This window comes from Bacteroidetes bacterium GWF2_43_63 (genome assembly GCA_001769275.1).
GTDB lineage: Bacteria > Bacteroidota > Bacteroidia > Bacteroidales > DTU049 > GWF2-43-63.
In genome coordinates this window covers 43,755-61,373 of the sequence record MEOQ01000047.1, presented here as the reverse complement: position 1 = coordinate 61,373, position 17,619 = coordinate 43,755, and the positions used below count along the sequence as shown (strand labels likewise).

Here is a 17,619-nt window from a genome sequence, read left to right as displayed (position 1 = left end):
GGGAAGTCCTGCGACATCGAATACCATTAATACAACTGTAAATGCGAACAATCCGGTTAGTGTAACAGTGGCCGCTACAGCAACCACCATTTGCACAGGAACCTCGGTAACATTTACAGCAACACCCGTAAACGGCGGCGCAGCCCCGGTTTACACATGGTATCTGAATAGCGCTCCTGTTGGTTCAAATAGTTCAACTTATACCAATGCGACATTAGCCACCGGCGATGCCGTTTATTGTGTAGTTACCTCCAATGCCACTTGTGCCACGGGCAGCCCAGCTACCTCGAACACAGTGACCATGACGGTCAACTCAAGTTTACCAGCCAGTGTGGTAATTTCAGCTAATCCCGGATCAACCATTTGCGCCGGTACCAGCGTAACATTTACGGCTGTACCAACCAATGGCGGCGTAACACCGACCTATCAGTGGAAGGTTAATGCTACAAATGTCGGTGCCAACAGCCCAACCTATACAAGCAACACACTTGCGACTGGTCAATCTGTTACCTGTGTTATGACATCGAGCGAAGGATGTGCAACGGGTAGCCCGGCCACTTCGAATGCTGTTGTAATGACCGTCAATCCTACGGTTGCAGCCAGTGTGAGCATCTCATCGAGCGCAGCAACTATTTGCGACGGCACCAGTGTTACTTTCACCGCAACCCCCACCAATGGCGGAACTCCAACCTATCAGTGGTACGAAGGGGGAAGTGCAGTTGGGACAGGTTTAAGCACTTATACCACAACTGGCCTCACAACCGGCGAAGCTGTTTATTGTGTAATGACCTCCAATGCAACCTGTGTTACCGGCAGCCCGGCGACATCTAATACCATTAATACAACTGTAAATGCGAACAATCCGGTTAGTGTAACAGCGGCCGCTACAGCAACCACCATTTGCACCGGAACTTCCGTAACTTTCACAGCTACTCCAGTTAACGGCGGCGCAGCCCCGGTTTACGCATGGTATCTGAACAGCGCTCCTGTTGGTTCAAATAGTTCAACCTATACCAATGCAGCATTAGCCACCGGCGATGCCGTTTATTGTGTTGTTACTTCGAATGTCACATGTGCCACGGGTAGCCCTGCTACCTCGAACACGGTGACCATGACGGTCAACGCCAACCTTCCAGTTAGTGTAAGTATAGCAGCAGCTCCTGCAACAACAGTTTGTGCAGGCACAGCAGTTACATTTACCGCAACTCCGGTTAATGGCGGGACAACACCGACCTATGCCTGGTACCTGAATAGTGGTTTCACCGGTACAGGTGCGACCTATATGAATGTAGCTCCTGCAGCCGGTGATCAGATTTACTGCGTTGTTACTTCAGATGCAGCCTGTGTTAGCGGCAATCCTGCCACTTCAAACACCGTAGCCCTGACTGTAAATGCCGCTCCGGCTATTACTGCTCAACCGCTCGCAACAATCATTGGCGACGGTGGTAATACCAGCTTCAGTGTAACAGCCACCGGTGCCGGTCTTACTTACCAGTGGCAGGTTTCATCAGATGGCGGTACGGTTTATAACAACATTCTCGCAGCAGGCACAAATCCTGTGTATTCAGACTGGACAACTGCTACACTTGTTTTGAATGGTGTTGTAACAGCTAATGACGGCCTTCTTTATCGTTGCGTTGTTACCGGAACCTGCGCTCCATCTGTTACTTCCACCGGAGCTCTTCTTACGGTAAATAATGCTCCTGCTATTACTTCACATCCTGCAAATGCAACCATTTGTGCTGGACTTAATACCACATTCTCTGTTAGTGCAACCGGAACAATTACCGGATATCAGTGGCAGCTTTCAACTGATGGTGGAACTACTTTCAATAATATTACAACAGCTGGGACAAATCCGGTTTACGCTGGTTATACGACACAGACTCTTACGTTGACCGGTGTTGTTATTGCCAACGACGGATATCAGTATCGCTGTGTTGTAATAGGTGCGGTTCCGCCCGATGCAACCTCAAATGCAGCCATCCTTACTATTGAAGAAGCTCCTGTTGTTACCGTGAATCCGACTCCAGTAACAATATGTAATGGAGCCAACACTGGCTTTACAGTAACAGCAACCGGCGATATCACCGCTTATCAGTGGCAGGTATCTACCGATGGCGGCTCAACCTATAATAACATTATAGCAGCTGGTACCAATCCAACCTATGCTGGATGGAATACAACAGCTTTGTCTTTGACGGGTGCGGTTACCGCTAACAATGGACAACTCTATCGTTGTGTTGTTACAGGACCTTGTGCTCCTGCAGCCACCTCATCAGGTGCTTTACTGAACGTAAATCCCAGTATGCCGGTAAGTGTAAATATTGCAGCAGCTCCTGCTGGTTCAATTTGTTCTGGCACACCAGTAGTCTTTACAGCTACTCCAACCAACGGAGGAACTCCTGCTTATCAGTGGTATCTTAATGGCTCTGCTGTTGGTATCAACAGCAACACATACTCTAACAACGCACTTGCAAATGGTGATGATGTAAGTTGTATGCTTACGTCTAATGTTGCCTGTGCTACAGGAAATCCTGCAACTTCAAATATTATTGATGCAGTTGTTAATCCAAACATGCCTGTAAGCGTTAGTATATCGGCTTTCCCGGCTGGTCCTGTTTGCGACGGCACTTCGGTTTCCTTTACAGCCGTTGCTGTTAACGGGGGCTCTGCCCCTGCTTATGCATGGTTTGTTAATGGATCTGTTGTGGCTTCGGGAAGCAGTATGTTTACAACAAGTATTTTAAACAATGGTGATCTTGTAACTTGCTCTGTTGTTTCAGACATCGTCTGTGCAACGGGCAATCCTGCAACCTCTGCGCCTATTGCGATGGTTGTTAATCCGCAGGTACCGGTTAGTGTAAGCATTGTTGCTTCACCTGCAGGCGCTATTTGTGATGGCACTTCTGTGTCGTTCACAGCGACTCCGGTCAATGGCGGAACAACCCCGGTTTATGAATGGTTTGTGAATGGTGTTGCCATCGGTTTAAACAGCAACACATTCACCACCAGCTCCCTCACTAATGGTGATGCAGTAACCTGTCATCTTACATCTGATGTGGCCTGTGGCACCGGTAATCCTGCAACTTCAAATGCTGTTAATATGATTGTCAATCCTGATCTTCCGGTCAGTATTAGCATCTCTGCATCAGCAACGACAATTTGCTCAGGAGCATCGGTAACGTTTACAGCATCTGCTACAAACGGTGGAATGTCACCGGTGTATGCATGGTTTGTAAATGGAAATCCGGTCGGTTCCAACAGCCCGGTTTTCACCAGCAGCGCTCTTGTTAACAATGATAATGTGACTTGTGTTCTCACAAGCAATGCCACCTGTGCAACAGGAAATCCTGCTACTTCGAATGCAGTTAGCATGGTGGTTAATCCTTCTCTGCCGGTCAGCATTTCAATTGCACCATCTCCAGCCGGAACCATCTGCGAAGGCACTTCGGTGACCTTTACAGCTACACCTGTTAATGGTGGTGCAACTCCGGTATATGCATGGTTTGTAAATGGTTCAGCTGTTGGTTCCAACAGTCCGACTTACACCAGCAACACGCTTCTTGACAATCAGACTGTGGTTTGTGTTGTGAATTCAAATGCCACCTGTGCAATCAACAATCCTGCACCATCGAATACGTTAATAATGGATGTTGCTCCGCTGCAGCCGGTAAGTGTAAGTATTGCCGCTTCACCAGCAGGCTCCATTTGTGAAGGCACTTCGGTAACCTTTACTGCGACTGCTGTTAACGGTGGAACTACTCCTGTTTATTCATGGTTTGTCAATGGTGTATCGGTTGGCTTAAATAGCTCAACATTTGCAAGCAGCACTTTGAATAACGCCGATGCAGTAACCTGTGAGCTGACTTCGAATGTTGGTTGTGCTTCGGGAAGCCCGGCGACCTCAAATACTGTTGCAATGACAGTAACGAATAATCTCCCGGTGAGTGTCAGCATAGCGGCTTCAGCCACAAACATCTGTGCCGGAAACGCTGTGACATTTACAGCCACTCCGACAAATGGCGGCACCACACCTGATTATGCCTGGTTCGTCAATGGAACATCTGTTGGCTTCAATAGTGCAACATTTGTCAGCAGTACACTTCTTAATGGTGATGTTGTCACATGCTCAATGACTTCAGATGCCGTTTGTGTGACTGGTAGTCCTGCTACATCAAATCCAGTGGCAATCATCGTTAATCCATCTCTACCAGTCAGTGTTGCGATTGCTGCAGCTCCTGCCGGAACAGTCTGCGAAGGCACTTCGGTGACCTTTACAGCAACACCTGTCAATGGTGGCTTAACTCCGGTATATGCATGGTTTGTCAATGGTTCAGCTGTTGGTTCCAACAGCCCGACCTACACCAGTAATACGCTGCTTGACAACCAGACTGTGGTTTGTGTTGTGAATTCTAATGCCACATGTGCAATCAACAATCCTGCACCATCGAATACGTTAATTATGGACGTAGCTCCGTTGCAGCCGGTAAGTGTGAGCATAGCAGCTTCACCAGCAGGCTCTGTTTGCGAAGGTACTCCTGTTACATTTACAGCGACACCCATCAATGGAGGTACAACTCCGGTTTATGCATGGTTTGTCAATGGTGTATCGGTTGGATCAAACAGTTCAACTTTCTCAAGCAGTACATTGAATAACGCCGATGCAGTAACCTGTGAGCTGACTTCGAATATCGGTTGTGCTTCGGGAAGCCCGGCGACCTCAAATGCTGTTGCAATGACAGTAACGAATAATCTGCCGGTAAGTGTTAGCATTGCAGCTTCGGCAACGACCATCTGTGCGGGAACCCCTGTAACATTTACAGCCACTCCGACAAATGGCGGCACCACACCTGATTATGCCTGGTTCGTCAATGGAACCGCTGCTGGTGCCAACAGTGCTACTTTCACTTCCAATACTTTAATCAATGGTGATCAGGTTACCTGTTCACTTACCTCGAGTGTTACCTGTGTCAGCGGAAATCCTGCTGTTTCGGGTGCTGTTACGATGGTTGTAAATCCGTCGTTACCTGTAAGCGCAACTGTTTCAGCATCTCCTGCAGGAACTATCTGTGCAGGAACTCCGGTTACTTTTACTGCCAGTCCTGTAAATGGAGGTTCAACTCCGGTTTACCAATGGTACGTCAATGGAGCACCTGTTGGATTAAACAGTTCTGCTTATACAAGTAATGTTTTGCAGGATAACCAGACTGTAAACGTGGTTGTGACTTCAAATGCACTTTGTGCAACCGGAAATCCGGCAGTTTCAACTCCGGTTATCATGGATGTTAATCCTCTGATGCCTGCAAGTGTTGCCATCGTGGCATCGCCGGCCGGAGCAATTTGCGACGGCACTTCGGTGACCTTTACTGCAACTCCTGTCAATGGTGGAACAACCCCTGTTTATTCATGGTTTGTCAATGGTGTTTCTGTTGGGTCCAACAATCCAGTATTCACTTCGTCAATCCTTACAAACAACGACGTAGTTACCTGTGTGATGACCTCGAATGAATCTTGTGTTTCAGGCAGCCCGGCTACATCCAATGCTTTAACGATGACGGTGAATACAAATATGCCTGTTAGTGTCAGTATAACCGGTGTTCCTCCGGGTGCAATCTGTGCGGGAACCTCTGTTACTTTTGTAGCAACGCCTGTGAATGGTGGCAATAACCCTGTGTATAACTGGTATGTAAATGGTATTGCGACCGGATCGAACAGCTCGACATTTACAAGTGTCGCTCTGGCAAACAATGATGCGGTATCATGCGTCCTTACATCCAATGCTACGTGTACAACAAATAATCCGGCTACATCCAATGTCGTTACCATGGCCGTGAATCCGGTACTGACTCCTGCCGTTACCATTGCAGCATCAGCATCTGTTGTTTGTGCCGGCACATCTGTTACCTTCACTGCTACCGCAACCGATGCAGGTGTAGCTCCAGTTTATGCGTGGTATATCAATGGAACTCTGATTGGACCAAACAGTGCTACATATACCAGTAGTTCTCTGATCAATGGAGACGTTGTTACTTGTACCGTTATTTCAAATGCTACCTGTTCTGTTGGCGCAACTGCAACATCCAACGCTGTTACAATGACAGTTAATCCTGTACTTGCAGCAAGCGTTATTATAGCTGCAATCCCCGGTGAAACTATCTGCGAAGGCACCAATGTGACGTTCGTTGCATCCCCGGTTAACGGAGGTTCTTCTCCGGTTTATAATTGGTATGCCAATGGCGTTCCAGTTGCCAGCGGAGCTATTTATGCAAGTTCAACGCTCACAGATGGAAATGTGATCACTTGCGTTATGAATTCGAATGAAACCTGTGTTTCTGGCAATCCGGCAACATCCAATGCGGTAACAATGAATGTTGGCACGGTGGTTCCTGTAACCATTGCTGTGACAGCTTCGCCCGCCGGAGCCGTTTGTTCAGGTGAACCTGTTACTTTCACGGCTAACGCTTCAAATGAAGGCTTAAATCCTGTATACGCATGGTTTGTTAACGGATCTGCGGTTGGTTCAAATTCATCCTCATTCATAACCAGTACACTGTCAAACAGCGATGCAGTGACATGTACCGTTACATCCGATCTGGCTTGTGTTTCTGGTAATCCAGCCACATCTGCTCCGATCGTTATGTCGGTGAACACCTCATATCTGGTGAGTGTAGATGTTGTTGCCTCTCCTGCAGGTACTGTTTGCTCAGGTGTTCCGGTAACGTTTACAGCAAGTGCGGTGAATGGCGGAACAACTCCTGTTTATCAGTGGTATGTGAATGGTGTTGCTGACGGTTCAAATAGCGACACCTATGTAAGCGCTACCCTTGCAAACGGAGATGTTGTTACCTGTGAAGTAACTTCGGATCTTACATGTGCAAGCAGCAATCCAGCAACATCAGTTCCAGTGGTTATGACCGTCAACATAACGTTGCCTGTAAGTGTAACCATTGCAGCAACTCCTGGCGTTTCGGTTTGTGAAGGCACTGATATTACATTCGCTGCAACAGATGTAAACGGCGGCACCAGCCCTGTTTATGCATGGACCGTGAACGGATCTGCAGTTGGATCAAACAGCTCAACCTTCTCTTCTTCAACATTGATTAATGGTGATGAGGTAAGTTGTACGCTGACTTCGGATGAGGTGTGTACCAGCAACAATCCGGCTGTGTCTAACGATATAACAATTGTCATTGCTCCTTACACCGTTGGTGGTGTCATGAGCAGCATGGAAGCCGAAGTTTGTGAAGGTGAATCTACCGGAACAATTATTCTCAGTGGCAATGTTGGTGACATCCTCTACTGGCAGCGTCGTATCGATGGCGGAACCTGGGCTAATCTTCCCGGTACCGCCGGATTTGGAACCTTCTCTGAAATTACAACTGCTGCAGGTGTTTGGGAATACCGCGCAGTTATTGAGAGCGGTGCCTGCGGTGTTGATACATCAGATTACATAGGAATAAATGTACTTGCAGCCCCTGTTGCTTCATTTACCTACAACAATCTTGATCCGACGATTGAGTTCATCAATACTTCGTTCAGCGCGACTTCTTACAGCTGGACATTCGGCGATGGCGGAACATCAACAGCTTTTAGTCCTATTCATACTTATGCATCCAACAACTTATTCAATGTGACTTTGGTTGCGTACAACGGTGCTTGCCAGAATACGTATTCAACCACCATTGATGTTGTAGCTGTATCAATTATGGAGCTTGGCGACATCAGTCTGCAGATGTATCCGAACCCATCGAATGGTGAGTTTGACATCACACTCTCCGGAACGAATAACGGCTCACTCCTGATGGATATCTACGATGTTACCGGACGACTCATCCTCACCGAAGACCTGTCTTCGATGAATGGCGGATCAGTGTTCCATGTGACACTCGGCGAAGTGAACGCCGGACTCTACAATGTCCGCTTCACTTACAATGAGCAATCAATTACACGAGTAATGGTTGTTGAATAAATCTTTCAGAATTCTAATAAAAAGGGACAGCTCAGCTGTCCCTTTTTTTGTAATATTGCGTTGAAAAAAATACTTGTATGAAAAAATGGATTCTTCTGTCTCTCGTTTTTCTGGCTGCCTGCAGCAATGAGATAACCATCAATACCGACTCCTTCAATCTAAAAGGGAAAGTTAAATCAATTACCGACACTCAGAGTCAGGGTATTTATGATAAAAACTGGAATGTGTATCCCGATACCGCAGTTTCGGTTTCGTTCATCAGCATACGCAATTTTGATGAGGAGGGGAAGTGGGTGGATGCAAAAATGGAACTCACCAACGGAACCGTTTATTCAACCACTGAAGTTTTGTATGATGAGGATGGCAACTATGCCGGTACAAAAGATCTGGACGGCAAAGGGAGTTTATTCAGAGAAACAACAGTGACTGAAATTTCAAGCAAAAAAATTGCAATGCTCACCAAAGATGGCGCGGGGAAAGAGGTGTCGGAAAATGTGAGCGAATATGTAGATGGGCTGGTGTCAAAACAAACCACCACCTGGTCCGATGGCACGCTGAAGATTTCCTATGAGTATAAGCGTGACAGCGAAGGCAATGAAGAAGAAATTTCCATACATACAGTCAACACAAACACCACCCCGCCTAAGACAGACAATGTGCTCAAAGTTAAAATTCTGAAAACCGATGTATATGGCAACTGGACCCGCCAGGCATATTACAGCAGCGGCGATAATACCTGTACCATAATTGATAGGAAGATTGATTATTATGAGTAGAAGATAAAAGACAAATGTAAAAAGCTCTGTCCTGAGCCTGTCGAAGGGATAAAAGTAGTCAGCTATCAGTTGTAAAGGCGTCAAAGAAATGAGCGGAGCGATTTGCCAGTGTTTGACAGAATCCGAGTAAAGTGCAAATAATTTTAATATTTTAGCCGTGATTTAGGCAAAAAAATGTACGAATTCTCCAACCATCTGGGCAATGTGCTCACCACGGTGTCAGATATAAAGCTGACCGCCGATGGCGATGCCGATGGTGTGGTTGATTCGTATGCTGCTGTGATCACCAGCGCCCAGGATTATTATCCTTTCGGTTCACTTGAAACAGACAGAACCTATTCTTCGGAGAACTACCGTTTCGGATTCAATGGTAAAGAGAATAAAAGTGAGTGAAAAGAGTGATTGCGAAAAACATCACACCCAACAGCTTGTCCGCCCACTGGCGGAATTCCGTGTCCGCAAAAATCTTAAGGGTGAATTCTGGTCACGCGTCGGGAGACGCGCGCCCAAGTTGAGTAATATTTCTGCTGACGACAGAATGTTGGGTGTATGACGATTCCGGGAAGTGAAAACGCGCGCCCGACTTTCCTGCGTTGTGCATTATGTGTGGAGTTTATCCCAACGAAGGCAGGACTTTGCGCGTTGTGCCTTCCGCCATAAATGCTAACCCAACAAAATTTCTCTCGCAGCCGCTCTCCTGATCATCTCATCGTGTGTGGCGCAAATGATGGTGTGGCCTTGTTTTACAAGATGTTCAAACAAATCCAGCAGCTGGAGTGTGTCGGTTGGATGCAGGCCGCCGCTGGGTTCATCGAGCAGAAAAAGTGTTTTTCCTTTGGCGGAGGCAATGCCCTGAATCAGCTTCAGACGCTGCAATTCGCCGGTACTGAGCGTACTCAGATTTTGTCCGGACGAAATATAATCCACACCGCAGCGACTGCATAAATCAGCAATGGCCAGAAACGATGCGGCTTTTGAAGAGGTTGTGTTTTTTTCTACAAATTCAGCTGCGTCTGAAATACTCATATTCAATACAACGGAAATGGAAATACCATCGACCACAACATTCAGAATATTGCTTCGGAAGCGGGTTCCGTTGCAGCTTTCGCAAGTGACTTCGCTATCGCTGCGGAAGTCCATGCTGGTTTTAATCACACCGGTTCCGCCACATTCGGGGCAACGCCCTTCTTTCGAAAACACGGAGAAATGCGCCGCTTTCAAAGGCATATTCAGGCGTGCCGCTTCTGCGGCAAAAATATTTTTCAATGTGTCGTATAAGCCGAGCCATGTTGCCGGAATGCTGGCAGTGCTGCCCGAAGGAACATCCTGCTGAATAAATACAATCGAATCGAAGTTCTCAAAGCCTTTGATGCTGCTGCATTTCACCGGTCGTCCCGCCATGTGTGAATCATGAATCACATATTGCAGCAGACTTGTTTTTCCACTTCCACTGTTGCCTGTAATTACATTTAAAGTTTCGCCGAAGAAGTCGGCCTCAATGTTTTTCAAATTATTGGCACAGGCGCCGGAAACCTGTAGCGCCGCATCGGCTGTGCTGCGCATAGGATTGACTTTCGAATAAATATGTTCGATTTCCGAAATATATTCCGACGAAGAAACTTCTTTCACCAGTTTGCCGCCTTGTTTTCCTGCTCCCGGGCCAAGCACTTTTATGCGATCGGCCAGCTTAATCATTTCGGGATGGTGGTCGGTCATCACCAGCGTATTTCCGCGCTGCACAATGTTTTTCAGCAATTGTGAAATGCGTGAACAATCGCTTTTGCTTAAACCGAACGATGGTTCATCCATGACAATCAAGACTCCGGAAAGTTGTGATTGTAATAATGCCGACATGCGTAGTCGCTGAAACTCACCTCCTGAAAGCGTTGCTGTAATGCGGCTCAGCGCGATGTAACCGATGCCGCTTTCCATCAGATAATTCAATCGTTGCAAAATTTCTGCAACAATATTTTCGCTTCCCGGTCCGGGTTGAACTTGCTGAAACCATGATACAGCCTCGCTTGCACACATGCCGGTTGTTTCTGCTATGTGCTTGTTGTCAATACGATATTGCAAACGTTCGTGGTGAATGCGGTAGCCGGTGCACGAAGGACATTTAATGTCGCTCATGACCGGAAGAATATGCTCTGCGCGATGATCGTTATGTACACGTTTGTACTCTTCTTCCACATGTCCGCAGAATCCCGGCCATTTCGATTTCATTTTATGAACACCGATTACGTTGCCGCGTTTGTAATTCCATTCGACTTCGAATAATTCTTCGCCGCGTCCATGCATGGCTATGCGACGGGCTTCATCGCTGAGTTCCGAATAGGGAACAGAAAAATCAATCCCATATTTTTTAGCAACGGCGAGCAAGGTTGCCACATATTGTCCGTCAGGCTCTCCATAAAACTTTCCAGGCTTGCTTCCGTCAATCGCGCCATTGATCAGCGGTTTCGAAGGATTGCTTACTAATTTTTCTGCATCGCATTGTGTGATATATCCAAGGCCATGACAATCGGGACAGGCGCCTGCCTCGTTGTTGAACGAAAATGCATTTGAATAATGCGTACACGATGTTTCTTCGTTTTTCGAAAAGCGGCTGTACAGCAGGCGATATAGGTCGTACAATCCTGTGTAGGTGCCAATGGTAGAGCGCGGATTTCCAGATGCACTTTTTTTCTCAAGCGCTATAGCCGGCATCAGTCCTGTGTATTCATCAAGTGCGGCGTTACCTGCTTTTTTCAGTTGTGACCGGATGCGGAACGAAAGTCCGTCCATAAGTGCATTCTGCGAAGCAGCATATAATGTATCGAAAACCAGCGAAGACTTACCACTGCCACTTGGCCCGCAGACAGCGTTTACAGTGTTTTCATGAAATTGTATTTCCGGTATGTCGAGATTGTTGGTATGAACCCGTTTCAGTATGATGTCACTGTAAGATGACTTTTGAGTTTGCAATGAAACTTCTGAATATGGCTTTGGCGCTGCCATTTCAGCAAGTGCCTGCGCTGTTTTCGATTTGTTGTTTGCAATCAGATCTGCGGGAACGCCTAAAAAAACAAGGTTTCCGCCATGGGTGCCGCTGCCAGGTCCGAGTTCGCAAACGTGGTCTGCTTGTGCAATCATGCGTAGATCGTGTTCGGCGGCAATAACAGTATGACCTTTTTTGGTGAGTTCACGAAGGGCCGAAATCAGATTGTTTACATCAAATGGATGCAAACCGGTGGCGGGTTCATCGAGTAGGAAAAGCACCGATCCGCTTGTGCCGCGAACAAGTTCCGAAGCCAGTTTCACGCGTTGCGCCTCGCCTCCGGAAAGAGTGGTGGACGACTGTCCGAGCTTGATATAACCGAGCCCGAGATCGAGCATCGGCTTTGTATATTTTAATACTTTTGGGTCAGTTTTGAAAAAATCGTGTGCTTCGGATACTGACATCTCCAAGACGTCGTGCATGTTTTTTTCCCGGACATGAATTTGAAGTACAGTATCCGAAAAGCGCTTGCCGCCACAGGTTTCACAGGGTATCTCCACATTACCGAGAAAGTGCATGCCGATTTGTTTCAGTCCTGCACCCATGCAATCCTCGCACCGGCCGCCAGGTACAGCAAGCGAGAAATGTGTTTTCGTCAGTTTGTTTTCTTTGGCAGCAGCAGTCGATGCAAACAGATCGCGCAACACATCCGATAATCCGGTGTAGGTGGCAGGATTGCTGCGCGGACTGCGTCCGAAAGGATCGGCGTCGATGTGAATGATTTTGCTGAATCCGGCGTGTGTTGCCTGATCATGTACCACGCTCAGCAAACTTGTTTTTCCGCTCCCCGACACTCCGCAAAGCACATTGAATGCGCTTCGAAAAAAGAAAACGGAAATATTTTTTAAATTGTTTTTATCGGCATGAACTATTTTAAATGGTGATCCGGAGTGCTTTTCTGATTGAAGTTCAGGAATATTTTTCAGCCATTTTTGTGTGGGACTGTTGGAAATATTGTGCGAAAAATATTGAGAAGTGTTACCCGAAAATAAAACTTCGCCACCGTCATTTCCCGCGCCAGGACCTATTTCTATGATATAATCAGCCGCAGCAATATTTTTTTCGTGATGATCGACTACAATGACGGAATTGCCGTTATCAACCAGACGACGCAATACATTCATCATGCTTTGCTGTTCGCTGTCGTGCAGTCCTGCGCCGGGTTCATCGAGGATGTACAGAATGTTGCGAATGCCCGAAGTGGTGTAGGCCGCCAGCCGCAGACGATTGAGTTCGCCTGTGGAAAGCGTGGAGGATTCACGGTTCAGCTGCAGATAGCCGGCGCCGAGTTCAAGCAGGGTCGTTGTGTTTTTAATTATCTGTTGTGAAATCTGCATCAGTCCTTCGTTTTCAGCAGTCAATTCCGAAAAGGTCTGATGAATTTCTTCGATGCTCATCCGGTGAAAATCGTCGATGGTTTTGTTTTTCCACTTAAACGACATGGCTTCATCGCGCAGGCGTGTTCCCTTGCATGACTCACAAGTGAACGATCTTGCAAAGCGCAGAATGTTCGGGTTGCGGTCGCGCTTCAGAATTTCTTCCATCACAGGAACAATGCCTTTGTAAAAACCTTCCTCTCGCGGTTTAGCGGTGATTCCTGACCACTTCAGGCGCGATTCGAGGGTGTGTTTACCAAAAAGAATTTTGATCTTCTCAGAGCCGTTTAAAACGATATTTTTCTGAGCATCGGTCAAATCCTTCCAGGGAATGTCGACCGAAAAGCCTTCGGCCACACACACCTTGTTCAGCTCTTCCATGGTGACCTGCGAATAAATGATGTAGCCATTCGGTGTGGTCAGCACCGATGCGCCTTCGCGCAAAGTTTTGGTTTCATCGCCAATGAGAAGCTGTGGATCAATATGGTCTTCAACGCCCAGTCCCTTGCAAGCGGGACATTGTCCTGTAGGGCTGTTGAACGAAAACAAACTGCGATTGGCTTCTGTAACGCTGTCGCTGTGCGTATATCGGGCAAACAGCAAACGCAGCAGATCCCAGATCCCGGTGATAGTGCCTACCGTCGAGCGTGGACTCGAGGCGTTGCCTTGTTGATTGAGCATCAAAACTGCGGGCAGGCCTTCTATGCTGTCAGCTTCGGGCCGGCCGAGTTTAATATTCTGATGATAGCTTCCAGGCAGAAAATGTTCGTAAAACAGCCGCTGGCCTTCTTTTCCAAGGACATCATATATCAGCGACGACTTGCCGCTGCCGCTCACACCACACACCACAACCAGCTTCCCGTGCGGGATTTCAAGGCTGATGTTTTTCAGATTATTCGCCCGCGCGTTGCGGATTGTGATGGTGCGGTTCATAATGCAAAAGTAAGAAAATGTGTTCTGTGACGCCGAAGGTAAAAATAAAGCTGCGAAGAACCATCAGATGTCCCGTAGGGACAACATATTGGTAGCGCTGGGCAACGCCCCGGGGACAAGGTGTGCGAAGCTCCTTTGAGGTGTAAGGTCATGCGTCAACGTGAAACGTTGCACGCACAGCCGCGCGTCCAGATTATCCGATGTTGTGTTTGTGATTAATCGGAATAGATAAACAATTTCAGCTATTACACCAGCCCCGCCACAATCTCCGCCATCTCTGCTTCATGTTTCCCGATTTCGGCCACCAGTCTAAATTGTGCGCGGGCGCGCTGCACGTTGTGTTCGGGATGTTTGATCTTATAATACACATCGCCTTCGAGATAATCGGTGAGAAAACGCAGGCCCATAATGAAAGTCATGAATTTTGCGGAATGAGGCAGCAGGATAATTTCAGAATGAGTAAGCACGGCTTTTGTTTCTTCGAGAAATCCTTTTGCAAATGCTTCGAACAGGTTCAGGTCGATGGTTATTTTATCCAGATCAGTCTCGTCCTCGGCGGCTGTGGATGCGCCTGTACGAATAGCGTCTCCGAAATCAAAATGCACGAGCCCGGGCATCACGGTGTCGAGATCTATTACACAAAGCACTTCGTTGTTTTCATCAAACAGCACGTTGTTGATTTTGGTGTCGTTGTGTGTAATCCGCATGGGAATTAGTCCGGAGCGCTGCGCATTTAATAATGTATGCATTTCTATTTCATGAGCAAGTGCAAAATCAATTTCTTTTTGAACCAATGCCGCACGATTATTATAATTTATTGCAAGGGCTTTCCTGAAATTTCGATAGCGGAATTCAATATTATGAAAATCAACAATGGTTTCATACAGTGGTGGCGCAGGCAGATCGGAAAGCTGATTCTGAAACTGCCCGAATGCTTTTCCTGTAAGCCAGGCTTGATGCGAATTTTCAATCATTTCAAAACTTCTGCTATTTGCAATTCGCAAACACAACGTATAGAAATTTTCACTATCATCCTGAAAAAAGTATGCGCCGCTATGTGTTGGAATGTGCGTAATTACGCGACGATCATCATCGGCTACCCCAGCATTCATGAGCTTTTCGCGAATATGATTTCCTACGCGCACAATGTTGTCCATCATGCCGGGAACATCTTTAAACACCTGATGATTTTTGCGTTGAAGAACATAATCGGGCGTTGTTTCGCTTTTTGTAATGACTAAATAAGTATCGTTGATATGTCCGTTTCCAAAAGCGACAATATCTGAAATATCGCTCTGAATGCGGAATTGAGAAACAATATATTGCAGTCTTTTATCCATAATACAAATGTATTTAAATTCACGAATAAGATAGTATTCTTGCATCCAAAAGACGACAAAATATTGGGTGCTTCAAGACATTCTAGCGTCAGTTTGAATAGGTTGACAATGAAGCATTACTGACCTGGAATCGTCAGGGGAAGGAGGGTGCATTGCACCCAACGCTTCCGTGTCCGCTCCTCTTTGCAAATCAAAGTCTGGCAGACGACAGAATGTTGGGTGCTCCACTTGCACTGGTGCGGATATGTCATCCGTAACAGTGTTTTCCCTCAACTCCTTCTTTGACCTCTCTGCGTCGCAGAGCGACCTGTCACGATTGCTATCGTGAGCGTTAAAGAAGACCTGTCTTCTCAGCTCCTTTTCAGAGCTGACAGCTGATTACTGACAGCTAACAGCTGCTTGACCTCGGGGCACAAAAAAAGAGGCCTTCCGTTTGGAAAGCCCCTTCAGTATTGGAATCCCGAATATTATTTCACGATATTCTGGAAGTCAGTTGAGTTGAAGAATTTGAAGAATTCGCGGTCTTCTTTAGCCTGAGCTTTGTAGCTGTTGTCAGCTGCAATGGCTTTTTTCAGGTTGTCATAGAGCATGCTTGAGTTGTTGGTGCGGGCACCTACAACAGCGAGGAGATAAGCAACAGCACCCTGATCACCTTTGGTGCAATTCAGGTTTGATGTAGCATTGGTATAGTCAAGTTTCAGAACCTGAGCAAGAGCAACATTGTATTTGCAGGTTTTGCTGCCGAACAACTGGAGAGCTCCGTCATAGTCGCCTTCGCGGATTTTGAGGATACCCAGGTTGTAGTTAGCGCTTACACCACCACTCTGTGCAGCTTCGTAACGTGATTTTGCAGTTGCATAATCTTTATCCCATGAAGCAAGAACGCCCATGTTGTTCATTACAATTGCGTTGTTTGGTGAAAGAGCGTTTGCTTTTTCAATGTAAGGTTTAGCATCGCTGGCTTCGCCCATTTCCATCAGGATGGCGCCGGCATTGTTCCAGAATTTCCAGTTATCAGAATATGTTTTTGTTCCTGATTTATAAATGTTCACTTTTGTCTGTTTGTCTTCGGTGAGCGTAGCAGCAAAAAGAAGCTCTTCAGCTTTCAGGCTGTCAGGAGCTGTGGTTGAAAGCATTGCAATGTTTTCGTCGGTGCGTTTTGGTTCGAAGCAAATAACTGAGATTTCTGAACGACGCAGTGGCTCGAGAATTTCTTCAACCTGAGCATAAATAACGGTCATGTTCTTGATTTCCTGTTCGCGCTGAACTTTGCTTGGCTGTGATTTGATCACATTGATGATAGCCTGTTTTTCAGGAAGCGTTGATTTCTGAACAGCTGCCATAAATCCTTCGAAGTCTTCTCCGTTGGCTTTTGGGTTGATAGTGTATACGCGTTTAACTTCTTCGTATTTCACTTTTTTATCTTTAGCAATCTGCTTGTCAAGTTTTTCAATGTATGAATCAACATATTTCTTGGCAACTTCTGAACGATCGTTTGACAGTTCGGCGTTGTAAGCTTCTTCACCTTCAGGTGATGCCCATGCGTTGATGTCGATGGTTTTAACTTTCCAACCTTTGGCGATGAATTCTTCAGCTTTTTTCAGCGATTCTTTGTTCGCGTCCTGTTTGTTCAACTTCTGGGTTGTGCTGTAGTTGGCGCTGTTGTAATCAAAATAGAGGCTGGCGGTTTCAGTAACCAGAACTTCTTTTTTGTATCCATGTTCAGCAATAGCCATTTCCTCGTCACGTCCAACGCGTTCGCTGGTGTAAATTACACCGTCGGCCAGTTTTACTTCGCCAAAATCTTTTGTTTTCTTTCCTTTTGTGCCTTTTACGTTCACTACAAGTTCCGAAGCATTCATTTCCGGTTTGTAAGGAATAACGTCTGACCAGTCAATAGTACCACCACTAACTTTATTGATTGTGACACCTTCTCCGGTTACTCTTTCGCCCTGAATCTTGATTGATTTGCATGTGTAGCTTCCACCTTCCCATTTCAGAACAGGAGTGAATTCAAGGGTGACTTTCTTGTCGAAATATTTTGCCGGGAAGACACCTTTAACAGCGGTGTTGATTTTGCCGCCGTGGGTTTCCAGCATTTCAGGTTTTGCCTCGTATTTGACCGTATCGTATTTCTTGGCCATTTTACTGAGACCACAACCTGACATGAGTGCTGCTGAAAGTA

The 17,619-nt window shown here is 46.6% G+C and carries 6 protein-coding genes; 3 read left to right on the top strand and 3 right to left on the bottom strand.

Features of this window, described 5'->3' with window-relative positions; genetic code table 11:
- The 3 genes from A2W93_07640 to A2W93_07630 all read left to right on the top strand — a co-directional run.
- The coding region (locus A2W93_07640; GenBank protein OFY52790.1) for a hypothetical protein at positions 1-7,972 on the top strand (7,972 nt) is incomplete at its 5' end.
- Positions 7,973-8,049: 77 nt separating this feature from the next.
- Positions 8,050-8,748, top strand: coding sequence for a hypothetical protein (locus A2W93_07635; GenBank protein ID OFY52789.1), 699 nt, complete (start codon positions 8,050-8,052; stop codon positions 8,746-8,748).
- Between the two features lie 174 nt (positions 8,749-8,922).
- Positions 8,923-9,141: a hypothetical protein gene (locus A2W93_07630; protein OFY52788.1), complete on the top strand. Its 219-nt coding sequence runs from the start codon at positions 8,923-8,925 to the stop codon at positions 9,139-9,141.
- Between the two features lie 270 nt (positions 9,142-9,411).
- On the opposite strand, the gene A2W93_07625 is transcribed toward A2W93_07630, so the two are convergent.
- From A2W93_07625 to A2W93_07615, 3 genes are all read right to left on the bottom strand, one after another.
- The gene (locus A2W93_07625) at positions 9,412-14,094 is read right to left on the bottom strand and encodes a hypothetical protein (protein ID OFY52787.1); all 4,683 of its coding nucleotides are present in this window, start codon (positions 14,092-14,094) and stop codon (positions 9,412-9,414) included.
- 245 nt (positions 14,095-14,339) lie between these two features.
- Positions 14,340-15,434, bottom strand: coding sequence for a hypothetical protein (locus A2W93_07620; protein OFY52786.1), 1,095 nt, complete (start codon positions 15,432-15,434; stop codon positions 14,340-14,342).
- Between the two features lie 467 nt (positions 15,435-15,901).
- Positions 15,902-17,602 (bottom strand): hypothetical protein, encoded by a 1,701-nt coding sequence (locus A2W93_07615; protein ID OFY52785.1) that lies wholly within the window; start codon positions 17,600-17,602, stop codon positions 15,902-15,904.
- Positions 17,603-17,619 lie beyond the last annotated feature (17 nt).